Origin of the sequence: Enhygromyxa salina, assembly GCF_000737335.2 — a bacterium.
Classification (GTDB): Bacteria; Myxococcota_A; Polyangia; order Nannocystales; family Nannocystaceae; genus Plesiocystis; species Plesiocystis salina_C.
Window position 1 is genome coordinate 69,095 of the sequence record NZ_JMCC02000049.1, and the last position, 16,784, is coordinate 85,878.

Below are 16,784 nucleotides of genomic sequence, written 5' to 3' on the forward strand. Positions count from 1 at the left end.
CGGCGCCTGTTAGAAATAGGCTGATGGCGGGCGGGGAAGACACGGACGGACCGACGGAGCAAGCGCGCGAGCTGCCGTCGGCGATCGGTCGGTTCGAGGTCCGCTCGCTCGCCGGGATCGGCGGAACCTCGATCATCTACTCGGCGTGGGACGGCGAGTATCAGCGGCCCGTTGCGATCAAGCTGTTGCGCCACGATCGATCCACGCGGCGCGACACCCAAGCAAGGTTCCTGCGCGAGGCCAAGACCATGGCCCGCCTCGACCACCCCAACATCGTGCGCATCTACGAGGTCGGCACCCACGAAGGTCAGGTGTTCCTCGCGCTCGAGTATGTGCAAGGCAAGACGCTGCGCGAGTGGGTCGAGCTCGAGCAGCCCGCGGTCAGTGAGATCATCAAGCGCTACCTCGACGCCGGGCGGGCGCTCGAGGCCGCGCACGCAGCATCGGTGATGCACCGGGACTTCAAGCCCGACAACGTGCTGCTTGGCGACGATGGTCGGGTTCGCGTGCTCGACTTTGGCCTGGCCCGCAGCACTCGCGGCACCGACAATTTTCAGACGCTCGAGAACCTGACCCCGGGTCTGCGCGACGCGCTGGCCGAGGGGCCCGAGCTGCTCGCAACGATCGGCTTCTCGGGCACGCCGGCCTACAAGTCGCTCGAGCAACACTTTGGCCGGCCAACGGATCCGCGCGCGGATCAGTTCGCGTTTTGCGTGACGGTCTGGGAGGCCCTGTATGGCGAGCGACCCTTCGCGGGTCGCTCGGCCAGCGAGATCGCGCGGGCGATCGAGGCTGGCAAGATCAAGGCGCCCCCAGCAGACCGCAGCGCGGCGGTGCCCCGGCGGGTACAGAGCGTGCTGCAGCGTGGGTTGGCGGCCGAGCGGATCGACCGCTGGGCTTCCATGACCGAGCTACTCGCCGAGCTAGAGGTCGCGTCGAGAGCTGGGCTGTTTGCACGGCTGCTCGGGGCGCTGCGCGGAGACTGACGCGGGCGGGCGGTCACAGCAGGCAGGCGATCAGCACGACGTGGTCGTGGGCCTGCAGGAAGCTCGACTGCTTTTGGACCTCGTTGCCGAGCGCGAGCTGGGCGAAGTCGTCGGCCGTGATCGACACCGTATGGTTGTGGTTGGCGCCGCCTTGGATGCCGTACATCTTTGGAACGCCGGCCTGCACGTCGGCCGCGGGGATCATCAGGGTGTGACTGTGGTTGGTCAGGACCGTCCCCGAGGCGCCACCTGGGCACGCGGGGTCGCCATCGCCATCGCCGTCGCCGTCGCCGTCGCCGTCGCCGTCACCATCGCCGTCACCGGTTGGCTCGCCGTCGCCATCGCCGGTCGTGGGCTCGCCGTCACCATCGCCGGTTGGCTCGCCGTCGCCATCACCAGTTGTGGGATCGCCGTCACCATCACCCGTGTCGCCATCGCCGTCGCCGGGCGGGTCGCCATCCCCATCGCCGGTCGTGTCGCCGTCGCCGTCGCCGATGCCCTCGAGCGTGCTGCGGCCATCGGCCCCATCATCGGAGCAGCCATCGAGGAGTAGGGTGGCGGCACCAAGGCCCCCAAGTAAGAACTGCTTGCGCGTAATGGTCATGATCGCTCCGAGTGACTAATGCCGCGATGGTACCCCGCCCAGGTCCGTCGCAAAATCGGGGAGTTGACCTGCAACTGCTAAGCTAGGGGGATGCTCGCCCCGGAGATGCTGTGGGACCGGATCGCCGGCTGCCTCCACGGCTTGCTGATCGGTAACTCGCTTGGCTCTCCGGTCGAAGGTTGGACGGCGGCGCAGATCGAGGCGGAGTTTGGGACCCTGGATCAGATGGTCGAGGTTCGTGGCCGGCACTGGCGACCGCGCGGGCTCCACACCGACGACGGCCAACAGGCGCTGGCCGTGCTCGACGCGATCTGTACGGACCCCGAGCACCCCGAGCAACGCTTCGCCGAGCTGATGGTCGAGCTGCGCGACGCGGCGCCGCAGCGCTCGGGCCGGTGGGGGTTGCACCGCGGGGTCAGCCGAGATTTTCGCCACACGGTCCGCGGCATGCAGGCGACCGGGCTGGACAAGCCCTTCGCGCACGCGACCCCCAGCGCGGGCAATGGCGCGGCCATGCGGATTGCGCCGGCCGCCCTGTGGTGGCGTGACGACGCGCGGCTGCTCAACCAGCGCGTGGTTCAGCTCAGCGCGGTGACCCACTCGGACATGCGGGGGATCATGGGCGCGCTGACGCTGGCAACCGCGATCTCGCAGGCGTTGGTCATCAGGTCGCCGGGCGTGTTGACCCAGCGGCTTCGAGACAGCGTCGAGACGGCCGAGCGGCAGGCCGCGGCGCAGCTCGGAATTCCCGTTGACACTCGGTTTAGTCGGCTGGTCGGCGGGTTGGTGGAGCACCGCCGGACCACGTACCACCTGCCCGAGGTGCTTGCCGGGATCGAGGAACGGGCGCGGGCGATCGGCGAGCCGAACGAGCAGGTCGAGGCGACGAGCGGGTTCGCGGCTTGCAGCGTGCTGTTGGCGCTGGCGATCGTCGACTTCTCGAGCTGCTTTGAAGAAGCGGTGGTGACCGCGATCAACTTGGGCGGAGAGACCGATACGGTTGGGGCGATGGTCGGCGCGCTGGCGGGCGCGCGGTGGGGGTTGTCGGCCGTGCCCTCGCGGTGGCTTGATGATCTGCGGGCAACCGGGAGCTTGCTCGAGCGGATCGAGATGGTCGTGAACAACGACACGGGGGTCTGTCGGCCGGATCTGTTGGCCCTCGAGCTGCAGTGGGACACGCTGTACGAGGACCGGCCCCGGGCCTGACCCGACGCGGCCCCGCTCGCGCGCGGCCCACCGCGCTCAGACCACGCTGAACTCGAAGCTGCCAATGACGACCATGTTGTTGGCGTCGCGCACGGTGACCTGCACGTTGTTGCCCGGCATGTTCAGGTCCCCGGCCCACAGTCGAGCGGTCCGAGCTTACCCACCATCTTCAACTTGCGCGCGAGATCGTGGATCGCCGTGCGCAGCCCCTCTTCCACGGTGGGGTGATAGAAGGGCATCTCGCGCGCTCGCTTGGCGGTCATGCCCTGTTCGATCGACCACGCGAGCAGGTGGGCCATGTGCTCGACCCGCGGCCCGATCATCTCGGCGCCGATCAAGGTGCCGCAGCGGCGACGCGCGTAGATGCGCACGCGCCCGTGGCCCTCGCCGATCACGCGGGCGCGGCCTTGGTTGGTGTAGTCGACCTCGCCGACCTCCCACTCGCAGCCCTCGCCTTCGGGCTTGGGGATCTCGCCAACGATCGCAACATTGGGATCGCTGAACATGATCCCCAGCGGCACCTGCCGGACGTGGGCGCGGACCTCTGGGTAGCGCCCAGCGTTGATGCCCGCGATCCGGCCCTCGGCGGCGGCTTCGTGCAGCAGCGGGCGGCCGCCAATGATGTCGCCGGCCATGAAGATCGGGGCGTCGCCAACTTGGGTGGTTCGCTCATCCCAGTATTTGGGGGCGCCGCGCTCGTCGAGCTCGATGCCCGCGTTTTGTAGATCGAGGCGGGCCAGCTGTGGGCGGCGGCCGGTCGCTGCGAGCACGTACTCGAACGCCGCCTCGCGTGCGCGGCCATCTGGATCGGTCCAGCTGAGCAGCACGCCGTCGTCGCGCCGCTGGGCCTGCAGATTGCTGACGCGCAGGCGCAGATCCATGCGCGCGGCGAACAGCTCGCGGGCCAGGTCCTGCATGACAGCGCTCGACACCAAGGGCATGCGCGCGTCGAGGTCGAACACGCTGGTCTCGACACCGAGCCGGTGCATGGCCTGGCCAAGCTCGAGCCCGATCACGCCAGCGCCGACGACCGCCAACGACTTGGGCAGCGTCGGCAGCTCGAACACGCTGTCGCTGGTCAGCAGCCGATCACCGAGCTCGCGCAGCGACGGTGGGACCCACGGCGCCGTGCCAGTTGCGATCACCACCGCCTTGGCGACGACGCGGACCGCTCGGTCGTCCTGGGTCGTGACCTCGAGGGTCGTTGGTTCGACGAAGCGCGCCCACCCGCGCAGACGCTGCGTGGGATCCAGGTCCTCGGTCGAGTCGACCACGAAGCTGACGAAGCGATCCCGCTCACGCTGGACCCGAGCCATGACCGCGGCGCCGTCGATCTCGAGCGACCCTGGCTCGACCCCAAACTGCTTGGCGGCCCGCACCTGCTCGGCGGCCTCGGCTGCGGCGATGAGCAGCTTTGAAGGCATGCAGCCCACGCGCGCGCAGGTGGTCCCGTAGGGTCCGCCCTCGATCAGCACGACCCGCTGCGCCCCGTTGGCGAGCGCTTGGCGGTGCGCGACCAAGCCCGCGGTTCCGGCTCCAATCACGGCGACGTCCACTTCTCGTTGGTTCTCACTCATGCGCGTGGCTCCACTGCGAGGGTCTACGTCGATCCTCGGTGGGTTGCTACCTCGCCGGAGCGCGCGCCGTCGCAACGCGCCACCAGTCACGGACGGCGGTTGTCGAGGTCTCGAGCCCCGGGTAGTCTCGGACGAATGGTCGAACCGGCCACGCGTGAGCAACTCAAAGCGTTCTACCGTGCGCTCCAGGATCGGCCATTGTGGCCTGAGGATCCGATGTACGTCGAGCTGTTCGCCGACGCAACGTTGTCGGCAGTCGATCCAGTCGAGCGTATTGCGACCAGCATCGAGTTCGCGGCGCTCGAGACCGCGCAGCTGTTCAGCGGGCACCGCGGCACCGGCAAGAGCACGCAGCTTCGCCGGCTCAAGTGTCGGCTCGAGCGCGATCCGGCGTTCAAGGTCGTGATCTGCGACATGGAAGACTATCTGCCGATGACCGACGAAGTCGACGTCGTCGATTTCTTGCTCGCCGCAGCGGGTGCGTTGTCCGAGGCGCTGAGCGTGCCCGAGCTGCTCGGCGATGATCCCGTGCACAGCTACTGGGCACGTTTCACGGGTTGGTTGCGCAGCCAAAAAATCGAAGTGACGGAGCTTGGGCTCGCGGCCTCCGCTACCGGTGAAGTCGTCGGCACCGACACCGGCCTCGGCGTCAAGCTCAACCTCAAGACAGATCCAGACTTTCGCAAGCGCGTCCGCGAACGCATGAAGCTGCACGTCGGCGCGTTTAGGGTCGAGGTTCACAGCTTCGTGCAGGACTGCCTCAAGCAGCTGCGAGCGCGGCACGGGGACGACACCCAGCTCGTGGTCGTCTACGACAGCATCGAGCACTTGCGCGGCACCACGGCCAACGCTCAGCAGGTCGCAGATTCGGTCGAGCGTCTGTTTCGTGGACACGCGGATGCGTTGCGGTTTCCGTATGTCCACACCGTATTCACCGTGCCGCCGTGGCTGCGGGTGCAGTATGCCGGGGTTGGCACCGATCGCTTTGACAACTACTGCCAGATCCCCTGTGTCAAGGTGCGGGTCCGGCCCGAGAGGCCCGGCGTGAAGAGCGTCGACCATACGGCCGGCCTCGACGCGTTGTGGCGCATAGCTAGTAAGCGCGGCGACCTGATCTGGCTGCTCGGCGACCGTGAGGCCTTCGACGAGATCGCGCGGTTCTCGGGTGGCTACTTGCGTGACTTGTTTCGCATGCTCTCACTGGTCGTCAATGACGCGAGCTCCCACGACGTCCCGGTGTCGCCAGAGCGGCGCCGCTTGGCGGTTGACGAGCTGCGCGGCGCCTACGTCGGCTTCACCAATCACGAAGCCGCGTGGTTGCGAACAATCGACGAGACCGGCGTGCTGGACATCGACGAGGCCACCCATCACCACAACCTCGCGCGGTTCTTGGACACGCATGTGCTGCTTGCGTATCGCAACGGCGAAGACTGGTACGGCGTACATCCGGTGATCCGCGACGTCGTCACCCGACGCGCGCGCGCGTGGGACCAAGCCCATGGGCCGCGTGCGCGCGAGACAATCTAGCTTGGCTGACCTGCTCACCCTCGAGCACGCATGGTCGCGGCTGACCACCCATCTCGAGTGGGCCGATCGCTTCTGGGTGTTGTTTGTCTTCACGGATGACCCGCGTGTGGTCGAGATCTTGCGGCGGCGCACGCAGGCGCAGCTGGCGGCCGCGAACCGGGGCTTCGTCGCGCTTCGGCCAGCCAAGCCTGCCGACATCGACGATGTGATCCTCGGCTTGCTCGAGGGGGCCACGACGACCGTCAGCTTGATCGATCTCGTGCGCCACGACGATCTCTCGGGCGCGCCGGGCTGGGCGGGTGCGTGGCAGCGCTTGCTCTTGCGCCTCAACGAGCGCCGGGAGCTGCTGCGTCGGCGCTCGCCGGCTGGGGGTATCGTGTTTGCGACCACGCTGAACCGGCTTGGCGAGACGCCAGCGTTGGCGCCCGATCTGTGGACGATCCGCGCGCTGGCGCTTCGCGTGGCCTCACAGCCAAACCAGATCGCAGCGCCAACCGGTCCCACGGGGCGGACTCCCGTCCGCGTCAGCGGCGAGCGACGCGATCCCGTGCTCGCGCGCCAAGCCGTGGACAAGGCACGCGCTCGCGGCGACGAGTCTGGGCTGCTCGAGACGCTGGTGGCGCTGGCCGAAGCGGTCGAGGGCGACGAGGTGCTGACTGTCGCGCAGGAGGCACGGGCCTTGGCTGAGCGGCTGCTCGAACACGGTGAGGCCGACAAACACGGGTCGATCGCCGCCGCGCTACGCCGCCTCGGTGACCTGCTCGCGTCAACCCACTGCGCAGACGCAGACGCAGAGGCTTGCTATCGCCGCAGCCTCGACGTTGCTCGAGTGGCGCACGGCACCCGCCGAAACGCCGAGGTCGCGGCAGCGCTGCTCGGTCTCGGTCGCGTGCTCGCCAACATGTCCTCGAGCTCGCTCTCCGATCAGCGCGAGGTCGAGTTGTATGACGAGGCCGCTGAAGTGACGCGAGAAGCCGTCGATATTTGGCGTGAGCTGGTGCGTGAGCAGCGGGACGCGTACTTGCCCCAATTGGCCGCGGGTCTGCAGTGTCTCGTCGCTAGGCTCGGCTTTTCGGACGAGGCCGTGAGCGCGAACGAGGAGGCCGTCGAGCTTTGGCGCGAGCTCGCCCGCACGCGCGGGGGGTACCTGTCCGAACTCGCCACCAGCCTGCACGAGCTCGAGCTCGAGCTCCGGGCCCTTGGGCGATGGGACGAGGCCATACGAGCAGTGCAGGAGGTCGTCGAGGTCGAGCGGGAGCTGTCTGACACCGACCCAGCAGCCCGCCCCAAGCTCGCGGCGAGCCTCACGAGTCTCGGCGAGCACCTTCGCGGGTCGGGGCAGCTCGACGAGGCGTTGGCGGCGACGCAGGAGGCGGTTGAACTGTGGCAGCAACTCGCCGACGAGCGAGACCTCTCCACCCTGCACGGTCTCGAGTACCACGGCAGCGCCGTGCAACTGGGACAGATCCTGTTCGACCTCGGGCGCGCGGAACAAGCGGTGGCGGTTCTCCAACGGGTCACCGCCAACTACGAGGATTTCGTCGAAGCCATCAAAGGCGAACTCGAGCAGAACGACGACGAGCAGGCGTAGACACGCGCGGCCAATCACGTGGAGCCCCTCCAGCACCAAATCCAGGTGCTTCGCCGTCGCGCCCTGGCACCAAGCCGCCCAGCGGTTATGCTCCGCCCCCCCGGAGCGCCCATGTCAGTTCGTGAACTCGTCGTCCTTGGCACCGCCAGCCAGGTTCCTACCCGTTACCGCAACCACAACGGCTACTTGCTGCGCTGGGACGGTGAGGGCTTCTTGTTCGATCCAGGCGAAGGGACCCAGCGGCAGCTGATCCACGCGGGGGTGTCGTCAACCGACATCACCAAGATCTGCATCACCCACTTTCACGGCGACCACTGCCTGGGGCTCGCTGGGATCTCGCAGCTGCTCTCGCTCGATGGCTGCCCGCACCCGGTCAACGTGTTCTTTCCGGCCTCGGGCGAGAAGTTCTATCACCGGCTGCGTCGCGCCTCGATCTACCACGACCGCGCCGACGTCCACGGGCACCCGATCACGGAGGCCGCGGCCGCGACCGATCTCCACGAGGTCTGGGCTGGTGAGGTCGGCGGCAAGGGCTTGGCGCTGTCGGTGCTCAGCCTCAGCCATGGCGTGCCAACCTTGGGCTATCGGCTCGAGGAGCGGTCCGGGTGGACGCTGCTGCCCGACAAGCTGGCGGCCGCCGGCCTGCGTGGGGCGGTGATCAAGCAGCTTCAGCGCGATGGCTTCGTCGAGCTCGAAGAGGGTCGGCGCGTGAACATTCAGGACGTCGGCAAGCCGCGCCGTGGGCAGGTCGTGGCGTTCGTGATGGACACCCGGCTGTGCGACAACGCGTTCGAGCTGGCCCGCGGCGCGGACATGTTGATCTGCGAGTCAACGTACCTGGAAGAGGACGCCGCGCGGGCCAAGGACCACGGGCACCTGACCGCCAAGCAGGCGGCGCAGATCGCCAAGCAAGCCGGGGTCCGCACGCTGGTGCTCACGCACTTCTCGCGGCGGTACGAGCGAACGGCTCCGTTCTTGGCCGAGGCCCGCGAGGTGTTCACGGACGGCGAGGTGGTCGCGGCCCGAGACTTCGACGTGCTGGGCTTGCCCAAGCGCGAGCGGCCCAAGAAAGCGGCCGCGGGCGCCAAGCCGGGCTGACGTCGCTATACTGCGGGCGTGCGGCGTACGCTTGCCTGGGTGCTCGTGATCAGCTTGGCGCTGCCCAGCGTCGCGATCGCGGCGCCACCCACAGATCAGGTCGAGGGCCCGCGCGCCGCAGCCGACTCCGAGTCAGCGCCCGAGCCGGTTGGCACGCTGTCACAGCAGGGCGAGCGTCGCGGGGTGCTCGAGCTTGGGATCGGCGTGCTGCTCACGGGCGTCGGCGCGGGGTTGATCGGGTTCGGGACCTTGCAGTTCATCCGCGCCCGCGAGCACGTCGAGTACTGCCGCGACGCGGCCGTGGTCATCACCGAGCTGGAGCCGCAAGGCATCGATCCCTGCGTGTTCGACCCACCGCCGCTGGGGTTCGCGTCGGCGGGGCTGTCCTGGGGCTTCTCGCTTCCGCTGTTGGTTGGGGCGGGGATGTTGTTCGCACGCGGGGGGCGGATCGCTGGCGATGCGCGGCGCTACGATCAGCGCGAGCTGTCGCTCAGCCCGTGGTGGCAGCGACGCGGCGGCGGAGCCAGCTTGACGCTGCGATTTTGAGGCGAGGCTTCTGACCGCTCTCGCGCTGCGACTCAGCCCTTGGCGACCCAATCGGAGAACGGCCGGATCTCGACCTTGTCCTCCGGGATGAGCGCCATGTGCCCCTCGTCGTGCTGGTAGGTGACCAGCCCGAGCCCCGGAAACCGGCCAATATCACCCGTTCGCCGATCCCCGCCCTGCAGGTAGACCAGGTCCGTGTCCGAGCTGTTGCGGATCACGTGCGCCGGCCCGTTCGGCGGAAACCCGACGAAGTCACCCGCGCGCAGCTCGAGCTGCTCGTCGTCGATCTGGACCGTTCCCTGGCCCGACAGCACGAAGATCCACTCTTCCTGAACAGAGTGGACATGCAGCGCGAAGCTCTCTTTGCCAGGCGGGACCCGGGCGATCGAGACGCCAACATGCGACAGCCCGGTCGGGTCGCTGAGCCTGGTCATGAAGACCTCGGAGCGATCGTTGAGCGGGTGGCTCACGTGCATCTCGTTCGACGTGCCGAGCTCGGAGCTGCGCACGATGTAGTCCTTGGGTTGGCGTTGCTTTGACATGCTTACTTCCGTTTCAGGCCCTTGTACTCGAAGCTGACCTCCAAGGTCTCGCCAAGCGCGATCAACTTCTCGAAGTTCACCTCTTTGCCCTGCAGCGGCAAGCTCACCGGCACGGGCACCGCCCCTTCGCCCATGCCACCGCCGCCCGCTTGAACGTTGGCTTGCTGCTGGACCTCGGGGGTCACGGTCTCGATATACGCAACCGTCCCCGTGGGGATTGGGTTGGAGAGATAGTCCACGTGGGCCAGGTTGCCGGCGTAGCTGCGCCGCTTGATCTTGGTGTCCCCGGGCGCATAGACGGTCCAGGCCACGTAGGTGCTTGGCACGTCGGGCGTGGGCAAGGTTGCGACGAAGGTCCCCTTGCCGCTCTCGGGCACGGGCGTGCCGTTCTCCACGTACACCACCTCGACCTCGAAGGCCGCGAGCGCGCCACCGGTCGCCTGGCTGCGGACCAGCGGGATCAGGATCTGACCGTCGGGCGCGCTGGCTGGCTGCACGGCGCGACCACCCACCGAGGCGCTCCACAGCTCGGCTTGATCGGGCAGGCTCAGGCGCAGGAACTGCTTGCGGTTGTTTCGGACCTGGTAGACCACCGAGGTCAGGCGCCGCCCCTCGGGGGTCCACATCGTGCGCGCGCGGGTCTCGTCGAGCAGCGTGACGAGCACGTCCACGTCGTCGTGCTGCTGGATCTTCAGCGGCACGCTGGCCTCACCCGTGAGGTACTTGTAGCCAAGCAGCACGGGCTGCTCGGTGATCCCCAAGATCGCCGCGGGCAGCGAGCGAACGTCAACGGGCGTGGCCTGGACCACGTCGCCGCCTTGGATCTCCAAGTTGCCGCGCGACTCCACGCCGACCCACCCCTTGGCCCGCTCGACGCCAATGGGCTGCACGATCGGCGCCGACAGATCCCCGCCGGTGGTCGAGACCACGCGCTCGGTCGTCATGGTCAGCGTGTAGTTGCCCTCCGCCGCATAGTTGAGCAGTACCTCGAGGGTGCCGTCGTCCTTGTGGTTCCAGTCGCGCAATCCGGCGCCCTGCACGTCGACCAAGGTCATGCCCTTGGGCACTTTGAACTCGAGCTTTTCTTTGCCCGCGAACAAGATCGTGTGCTCGATCGTGGTCGTGGCGCGCATCAGGCCGTCGCTGATCCCAACCAGCGTATAGACCTCTGCGTAGACCTGGGATTGTTGCTTGGCCGCGGCCGCCTCTACGGGGATCTCGCGTTGCCAGCTGACCAGCATGGTGCCCGTGCTTGGCAAGGTCGCTTCGACCTGGCGAAAATTACCCACGACTTGGTCGGACTGCAGGTGCGCGTTGGCGACCGCAAAGTCCAGGTCTTCGTTGGCCGGCACCTTGAGCCTCAAGGTGGTCGCGCCCGAGCCCGCGAGCTCGAACGCGATGCTGCTCTGCCCGTTCGCGGTCGAGACCGACGCGCCAAAGTCCAGGTTGAGATCGAAGGCCCCCTTTTGCTCGGTGATCAGCGTATAGAACCCGTCCTCGATCACCATCGCTACTTCTTTGCCGTTGACCTTGGCAGCATGCAGCGCGACGGTCGCGGGCAGCACGGGGATCCGGGCCCAGCCCTTGTCGAGCAGCACCTCCACCCGCAATTTGGCGTTGAAGCGCGCGAACCGGGGCTCGCCGTCTTGGATCAGCACTTCACCCTCGTACGCAGCCGAGGACAGCGCGTGGGTCCGCGGCGGCGCCTCGGGCTGGTCGGCCTTGGCCTTGGCCTTTTCGTACATGTCCAAGAACTGATCCAAGCCAATCACCACGCGCTCGGGCGGGTCTTGAAAGTTGGCCTTGGCGCGCGGGGGGGCGGCCGTGAGCAGGGCGAGGATGACCACGGAGGGAACACCGATTTGGGCGAGTAGACGTAGGCGGCTCATGGTCTGACTTTCAGTTGGACTTGCGTTTGGACGGCTTGTTGCGCCGTGCCTCGAGGTGCACGGTCAGCGCTTTGCCCTCGGGCAGCAGCATGTGCTGATACAGCACGGCTTGGCCGATGGCGGGAATGTGGACAGAGACGGCTGACGCGGTCGCGACGGGGCCCGCGAGCGCGGCGTTGGGATCCGGCGCCGCTGTCGTGGTCGTCACCGCTTCGACCGTCTCGGGCTCAGGTGGCGCAGGCGCCTTGGCGGCGCTGCGTTTTCCGCCGCCGCGTTCATTGCGAGCGGCTCGCGGCTTCTGGTCGGGCTTGCGGCGCTGGGCCTCATCCGGCGCTTCGGCCTCATCGGGCTCGACGGGCGCAACGTCGATCACCGCCGTGAAGTCGCGGCTCGTGTTGGCGCCGACCGGGAGCTTGCTGAGCTCATCCATGTCGAGGACCACGCCGTTGTCGACCTGCTCGAAGGTGGGCTCGGCCTTCTGGACCGGCTCAGGCTCAGGCGGTGCAGGCGGCGGCTCACCCCCGATTGGGCTGTCCACGTTCGCCCCGTCGAGGACGATCAGATCCCCAGTAGCGTCATCGTCCTCGAAGTCGTAGGTGCGATAGATCTGGCTGGTCTTGGCGCTCTTGGAGCCCTTGGTCGCCGCGGACTCACGGCTGACCTTGCGCTTCTTCTTGGTGGCGATGCGCGCCGAGCTCGAGCTCAGCGCTTGATTGTAGACCGCCTGCTCCTTCGACTCGGTCTGTTCGAGCATCGCTAGCCGGTCGCCAAGCTCTTGGGCCTCGGCCAGCTTCTGCTCGGCCTCTTCGTAGTAGCCCTGCGCCTCGAGCTGGTTGGCCTGTTTTTCTTTCTCGAGCAGCTCGAGCTTGTCGTCGGCGGCGCGGATCTTGGCCTGGTCCTTGATCCGCCGCGAGACGATCGCGGACTGACCATCGCCGTCACCGCTGTCCTTGTCGTAGCGGCCCTGGACCAGATCGAGGTTGGCCTGCAACCCCTCGATGTTGGTGCTGGAGGCCCCGAGCTGGCTGAGCGCGTCGAGCGAAGACTGGGCCCGCTGAAAATCATTCGACATCCAGCCCGACAGCGCCTCGCGGTACAGCTCGTCGGCGCGGTTGACCTCGGCCGAGCCTGCCCCCACGCCGAGCCCGTAGGTGATCCCCTCGCCCTCGGAGAAGTCGTTGACGCGATGAAAGTCGCCAACGTCGACGCGGTTCTCGTAGCGCGGCGGCAGATACACGCGGACCCGCGACACCGCGACCGGGGCGTCGAGGGCCGGCAGCTGCAGCTCGCGCGACTCTTTCTTGGCCCAGCCGTCGGCTTCGGTGATGAAGATGACCTCGACGGGGAACGACAGGCTGCCCTTGACCGACTCGAGCGAGCGCACGATCGGGATCCGCCAAGCCTCGGTGGTTGGGGCGGCCGAGCCCGTAGCCGAGCCCGTAGCCGAGCCCGTAGTAGCGGTAGCGTCGCGCGAGGGCGTCGCGGTCTCGCCGTTGACCCGAACACCGAGCAGGCGCGCGCCCTTGGGCAGCGCCACGCGCAGGTGCGAGGACCTCTCGTTGCGCACGTCGTAGCGGGCCTGGACCAGGCTGCGACCTTCGTCCGTGGTCGCTATCTCGTAGGCGGCCACGTCCACCACCACCGGCGGTCCCGAGACCGGCACGAAGCGCAGCAGGTCAAAGCTCGCGCCGCTGTCGTTGCCCGTGTCGCTTCGGTAGGTCGCGGTGGCGGTTCCCTGGATGTAGCCGCCGGCCCAGTCCGGGAGCTCGGCGCGCGCCACCGCCGACCACCCGGTGAGCTTGGGCAAGACCTCGATCTCCCCGTCGCGGGCGACCTGCAAGAAGCTCTCGGTCCGGTAGGCTTGCTGCGGCGTGATGCGTGGCGCGGCGAGCTTGGCCTCGGCTCCGCCCGGCACCGCCTGCGTCCAGCTCAGCTCTACATCGATCCGCTGATCCGCGGCGTCCTTGAGCTCGATGTCGAGCCGGTCGCCGCTGCGTGCCCACGCGTGCACGTTGGGGCCAACGACCTCGAGATCCCGGCCGAGCCCCACCGCGTCGATGCTGACCTTCGCTAGCTGGCCGCGCCGCAGCAACCAGCTCACCCGCGCGCGCCCGCGAATTTCGGCGTCGCCAAAGGTCAGGCCCACGGCGGTCTGCGCGACCGCGAGCGGGCCTTGGGCGCGGTCGCCCGCTTGCTTGGCTTCCACCCAGTTCACCGACAGCTGCGCTTCGCCGGCCCAGAACTGGCCTTCGATCTCGCGCCGCGCCTGCCCATCTGCGACCAGCTCGGCGACCCGGCCCGCGGGCGCGGGCGCGCTGCCAAGCCGCAGCTCGCCGCGCACGGCGGGCATCAGCCACACGCCAAAGTCACCGTCCACGCCGCCGGGCAGCTGATCACCCGGCACGAACGCGACGAGCTTCAGCTCACCGCGGGTGTTGGGCTTCATCTCCACCGCGACCGCTTCGCCCGCCGAGGTGTGGGTGATGCCGATCTTGCGGCCGTCCCAGGTCACCGACTCGACCCGCATGCCCGTGGTTGGACCGATCAGTGGACCGCTGACCCAGCCGGCCTCGATCGTTTGAAGCTTCCAGGTGGCGCGCACGCGGACGCCGTCGGCTTCGCGCTCAATCACCACAGCGCGCTCGGCCGCCCACGGCCCCGGGGGTGTCACGACCGGTTGCTCCGCATCCGCCAGATCGCGCAGGGCCTGCCAGCGCGCGCCGTCGATCGAGACCTGTTGCAGCTCGAGGTCGACCTCGTCAGCGGTGTCGCTGATGCCCACGGGATCGCCGGGGCCAATCGCCATGCCGGTCGTGAGGATCCAAGCGAAGGTGCTGAAGAGCTGGGCCATGCCTCGCGCGGTGGTCCGGGATGGTAACACTCTCCTGACACCACGCTGTCAGCAGTCGCGTTCGCTCCTGACAGACCGCTGTCAGGAGGGGGCGGCTAGCTTGCGCAGCATGAATCCAACCAAGCTGTTCCCCCTCGTGGTCACCGAAGCGCTCGCCGAGACCAAGGCCTACTACGTCGAGAAGCTCGGCTGCGAGGTCGTCGCCGACATGGACAACTACCTCCAGGTCCGGTTTGGCGCTGACGCGTCGGCGCCCGAGCTGGCGTTCATGAGCCCGCAGCAGGGGCCAATGGGTGGGCTCTCGAAACCGTTCGGCGGCGACGGGCTGATCGTCAGCGTGCCAACCGAGTCAGCCGACGCGAAGTTTCGCGCGGTGAAACAGGCAAAGGCCACGATCGCGGCCGAGCCGTCCGACAAGCCGTGGGGCTGGCGGAGCTTCATGGTCACGGATCCCAGCGGCGTCACGCTCGACTTCTTTCATGTCATCGAGCAAGCTGCCGCCGCGGATGCGACGGGCTGATCGACTGTTTCAGATCGTGTCAATCCTGCGTTCCCGGCGGCTCACGACGGCGGCGCAGCTGGCCCAGCGCCTCGAGGTCTCCGAGCGGACGATCTACCGCGACATCGCAGACCTCGGGCGCTCGGGCGTGCCGATCCTCGGCGAGGCCGGGGTCGGCTATCGCGTGGGCAAGGACTTCGACCTGCCGCCGCTGATGTTCAACCGCGACGAAATCCAAGCGCTGGTGCTCGGCGCTCGCATGGTCGAGACCTGGGGCGACGACGAGCTCAAGCAAGCCGCGCGCGCGGCCCTCGACAAGGTCGAGGCCGTGCTGCCCTCGCGTTCGCGCGGCCAGATGAAAGACACCGCCCTGTTCGCGCTGTCGTTCTCGGTCCCGCCCACGGCCCGCGAGACCATGGGGATCGCGCGCAAGGCCGTCGACGAGCAACGCAAGCTGTCGTTCACCTACAGCGACCGCGAGCGCAAAGGCACCCGCCGGACCGTGCGCCCGCTGGGTCTGTACTTTTGGGGGGCAACGTGGACGCTTGGCGCCTGGTGTGAGCTCCGCGAAGATTTTCGCAACTTCCGGCTCGACCGGATCGCGGCCCCGCAGATCGACGCCGAGACCTTCGAGCTCGCGCCACCGGTGACCCTCGCGGACTATGTCTTGGCGATGACGGCCGACGAGCGCTGAGCCGCAACACAGGGCGGGCCTAGGGCCGCAGGAACGGGCTGGGATCGATCGGCCGCTGACCGTGGCGGATCTCCACGTAGGCCGTGGTTCCAAGCCCGTCCGGGACCGCCTTGGCGCCAACCCGACCGACCACGGCCCCAGCTTCGATCTCGTCGCCTTCGCTGACCGTGACCGCGAGCAAGCGAGCCGTGAGCGACAGATAGCCGCCGCCGTGATCAATCACGACGACCCGCTCGAAGCCCGGCAGCGCGCCAACCATCACGACCTGGCCCGGCGCGATCGCCCGCACTGGATCGTTGGCCGAAGCCGCGAACTCGACACCGTTGCGGTGCATGGCGATCCCCAGCGAGCGATCTTCGTAGGTGCCAAACTCGCCGCGAACCCGGCCCTTGACCGGGCGCACGAGCGCGTCGTGTTCGAGCAGATCCAACCCGCGGTGACGCATCAGCTTGCGACGGGCCTGGTTGAGCTCGAGCATCAGCTCCCGATCACTGCGCTTGTCCGCTCGACCCAGCCGCCTTTGTAGGGCCTTGCGCCGCGCGTGAGTGGAGCGCAAGGCAGGGTCAAGCTGGGTGCTCGTCAGCTGCAGCGCGTCGGCCTGCAGACGGCTCACCGACTCGAGCGCCGCGAGCACGCTGAGCTCGCGGGTGGTGGTCAGCAGCTCGTCGCGGGCCTTGGTCTCGGCCTGGGCGTGGACCTGCAGCAGCTCGAGATCGTGGTCCACGAGGCGCCGAACGGTACGGCCGCGCAGCACCCGTTCGTGCGGGGTCAGGCGGCCGTCGGCGCCGTCTTCGAACATCATCTCGAGCATCCCGCCGCCGCGCGCGAGCTTGTAGAGCTTGCGGGCCCGGACCACGCTCATGGTCTCGCGCTCGACTCGGTGGCCGCGGTAGACGTCGAGCTTGCGCAGGCTGTCGCGGCCGCGATGGGCGAGCAGCTCCGTCGCCCAGTCCAGGCTCTCGCGCTCGGCCCCCAGCGCAGCTTGCCCGCGCGCGACCGCGTTGGCGGCCTGCGTGAGCTCGAGCTCTTGGCTGACCGCGTCGCGCAGCTGCTCGGCCTGCAGCTTCTTGGCGCGATCGTGGGCGCGCGTGCTCGGATCGCCAGCGAAGGCCTGACCGGCGGCCAGCAGGCTCACGAGCGAGAACAGAGCGATCCGGGTCAGTCGCTTGCGCAT

Annotated in this window: 14 protein-coding genes; 8 read left to right on the top strand and 6 right to left on the bottom strand. The window is 68.1% G+C overall.

The window, feature by feature from the left end:
- Positions 1 to 23: 23 nt before the first annotated feature.
- Complete coding sequence (locus tag DB30_RS19785; RefSeq protein ID WP_052551270.1) at positions 24 to 986, top strand: serine/threonine-protein kinase; 963 nt, start codon at positions 24 to 26, stop codon at positions 984 to 986.
- 13 nt (positions 987 to 999) lie between these two features.
- Here DB30_RS19785 and DB30_RS19790 read toward each other — a convergent pair whose 3' ends face one another.
- Complete coding sequence (locus tag DB30_RS19790; RefSeq protein WP_052551272.1) at positions 1,000 to 1,590, bottom strand: hypothetical protein; 591 nt, start codon at positions 1,588 to 1,590, stop codon at positions 1,000 to 1,002.
- A gap of 90 nt (positions 1,591 to 1,680) precedes the next feature.
- Here DB30_RS19790 and DB30_RS19795 point away from each other — a divergent pair, with 90 nt between their 5' ends.
- Positions 1,681 to 2,796, top strand: coding sequence for an ADP-ribosylglycohydrolase family protein (locus DB30_RS19795; RefSeq protein WP_052551273.1), 1,116 nt, complete (start codon positions 1,681 to 1,683; stop codon positions 2,794 to 2,796).
- Between the two features lie 122 nt (positions 2,797 to 2,918).
- Here DB30_RS19795 and DB30_RS19800 read toward each other — a convergent pair whose 3' ends face one another.
- On the bottom strand, positions 2,919 to 4,373 hold the full coding sequence (locus tag DB30_RS19800) for a dihydrolipoyl dehydrogenase (RefSeq protein ID WP_052551275.1): 1,455 nt from the start codon (positions 4,371 to 4,373) through the stop codon (positions 2,919 to 2,921).
- Between the two features lie 216 nt (positions 4,374 to 4,589).
- On the opposite strand from DB30_RS19800, the gene DB30_RS19805 reads away from it, so the two are divergent.
- From DB30_RS19805 to DB30_RS19820, 4 genes are all read left to right on the top strand, one after another.
- Positions 4,590 to 5,900: a hypothetical protein gene (locus DB30_RS19805; protein ID WP_146659713.1), complete on the top strand. Its 1,311-nt coding sequence runs from the start codon at positions 4,590 to 4,592 to the stop codon at positions 5,898 to 5,900.
- A 1-nt stretch (position 5,901) separates the two neighbouring features.
- Positions 5,902 to 7,491, top strand: a complete 1,590-nt coding sequence (locus tag DB30_RS19810; protein WP_052551280.1) for a tetratricopeptide repeat protein — start codon at positions 5,902 to 5,904, stop codon at positions 7,489 to 7,491.
- Positions 7,492 to 7,602: 111 nt separating this feature from the next.
- Positions 7,603 to 8,589 (top strand): ribonuclease Z, encoded by a 987-nt coding sequence (locus tag DB30_RS19815; RefSeq protein ID WP_052551323.1) that lies wholly within the window; start codon positions 7,603 to 7,605, stop codon positions 8,587 to 8,589.
- Positions 8,590 to 8,607: 18 nt separating this feature from the next.
- Entirely contained in the window at positions 8,608 to 9,135 is a 528-nt protein-coding gene (locus DB30_RS19820) for a hypothetical protein (RefSeq protein WP_146659717.1), read from the top strand.
- A gap of 32 nt (positions 9,136 to 9,167) precedes the next feature.
- Here the strand turns inward: DB30_RS19820 and DB30_RS19825 are convergent, their stop codons facing one another.
- The 3 genes from DB30_RS19825 to DB30_RS19835 are packed head-to-tail and all read right to left on the bottom strand — an operon-like array spanning position 9,168 to position 14,417.
- Positions 9,168 to 9,677: a cupin domain-containing protein gene (locus DB30_RS19825; protein ID WP_052551285.1), complete on the bottom strand. Its 510-nt coding sequence runs from the start codon at positions 9,675 to 9,677 to the stop codon at positions 9,168 to 9,170.
- A gap of 2 nt (positions 9,678 to 9,679) precedes the next feature.
- Positions 9,680 to 11,566, bottom strand: a complete 1,887-nt coding sequence (locus tag DB30_RS19830) for a hypothetical protein (protein WP_146659719.1) — start codon at positions 11,564 to 11,566, stop codon at positions 9,680 to 9,682.
- 10 nt (positions 11,567 to 11,576) lie between these two features.
- Entirely contained in the window at positions 11,577 to 14,417 is a 2,841-nt protein-coding gene (locus tag DB30_RS19835) for a hypothetical protein (RefSeq protein ID WP_052551289.1), read from the bottom strand.
- Between the two features lie 109 nt (positions 14,418 to 14,526).
- Here DB30_RS19835 and DB30_RS19840 point away from each other — a divergent pair, with 109 nt between their 5' ends.
- Entirely contained in the window at positions 14,527 to 14,937 is a 411-nt protein-coding gene (locus tag DB30_RS19840; RefSeq protein ID WP_052551291.1) for a VOC family protein, read from the top strand.
- A complete protein-coding gene (locus DB30_RS19845) occupies positions 14,897 to 15,610 on the top strand; it encodes a helix-turn-helix transcriptional regulator (protein WP_240480279.1) in 714 nt (237 codons plus the stop codon). The genes DB30_RS19840 and DB30_RS19845 overlap by 41 nt, the downstream gene beginning before the upstream one ends.
- Positions 15,611 to 15,629: 19 nt before the next feature.
- On the opposite strand, the gene DB30_RS19850 is transcribed toward DB30_RS19845, so the two are convergent.
- Positions 15,630 to 16,784 carry a murein hydrolase activator EnvC family protein gene (locus tag DB30_RS19850; protein ID WP_146659725.1) on the bottom strand — a complete coding sequence of 385 codons (1,155 nt, stop codon included), beginning with the start codon at positions 16,782 to 16,784 and terminating at the stop codon, positions 15,630 to 15,632.

Excerpts from the sequence above, each read along its gene's own strand:
- DB30_RS19825 (WP_052551285.1), bottom strand. The coding sequence starts at position 9,677 with ATGTCAAAGCAACGCCAACCCAAGGACTACATCGTGCGCAGCTCCGAG.
- DB30_RS19815 (WP_052551323.1), top strand. The coding sequence starts at position 7,603 with ATGTCAGTTCGTGAACTCGTCGTCCTTGGCACCGCCAGCCAGGTTCCT.
- DB30_RS19805 (WP_146659713.1), top strand. The coding sequence starts at position 4,590 with ATGTACGTCGAGCTGTTCGCCGACGCAACGTTGTCGGCAGTCGATCCA.
- DB30_RS19790 (WP_052551272.1), bottom strand. The coding sequence starts at position 1,590 with ATGACCATTACGCGCAAGCAGTTCTTACTTGGGGGCCTTGGTGCCGCC.
- DB30_RS19830 (WP_146659719.1), bottom strand. The coding sequence starts at position 11,566 with ATGAGCCGCCTACGTCTACTCGCCCAAATCGGTGTTCCCTCCGTGGTC.
- DB30_RS19835 (WP_052551289.1), bottom strand. The coding sequence starts at position 14,417 with ATGGCCCAGCTCTTCAGCACCTTCGCTTGGATCCTCACGACCGGCATG.
- DB30_RS19795 (WP_052551273.1), top strand. The coding sequence starts at position 1,681 with ATGCTCGCCCCGGAGATGCTGTGGGACCGGATCGCCGGCTGCCTCCAC.
- DB30_RS19850 (WP_146659725.1), bottom strand. The coding sequence starts at position 16,784 with ATGCGCAAGCGACTGACCCGGATCGCTCTGTTCTCGCTCGTGAGCCTG.
- DB30_RS19840 (WP_052551291.1), top strand. The coding sequence starts at position 14,527 with ATGAATCCAACCAAGCTGTTCCCCCTCGTGGTCACCGAAGCGCTCGCC.
- DB30_RS19800 (WP_052551275.1), bottom strand. The coding sequence starts at position 4,373 with ATGAGTGAGAACCAACGAGAAGTGGACGTCGCCGTGATTGGAGCCGGA.
- DB30_RS19785 (WP_052551270.1), top strand. The coding sequence starts at position 24 with ATGGCGGGCGGGGAAGACACGGACGGACCGACGGAGCAAGCGCGCGAG.
- DB30_RS19845 (WP_240480279.1), top strand. The coding sequence starts at position 14,897 with ATGTCATCGAGCAAGCTGCCGCCGCGGATGCGACGGGCTGATCGACTG.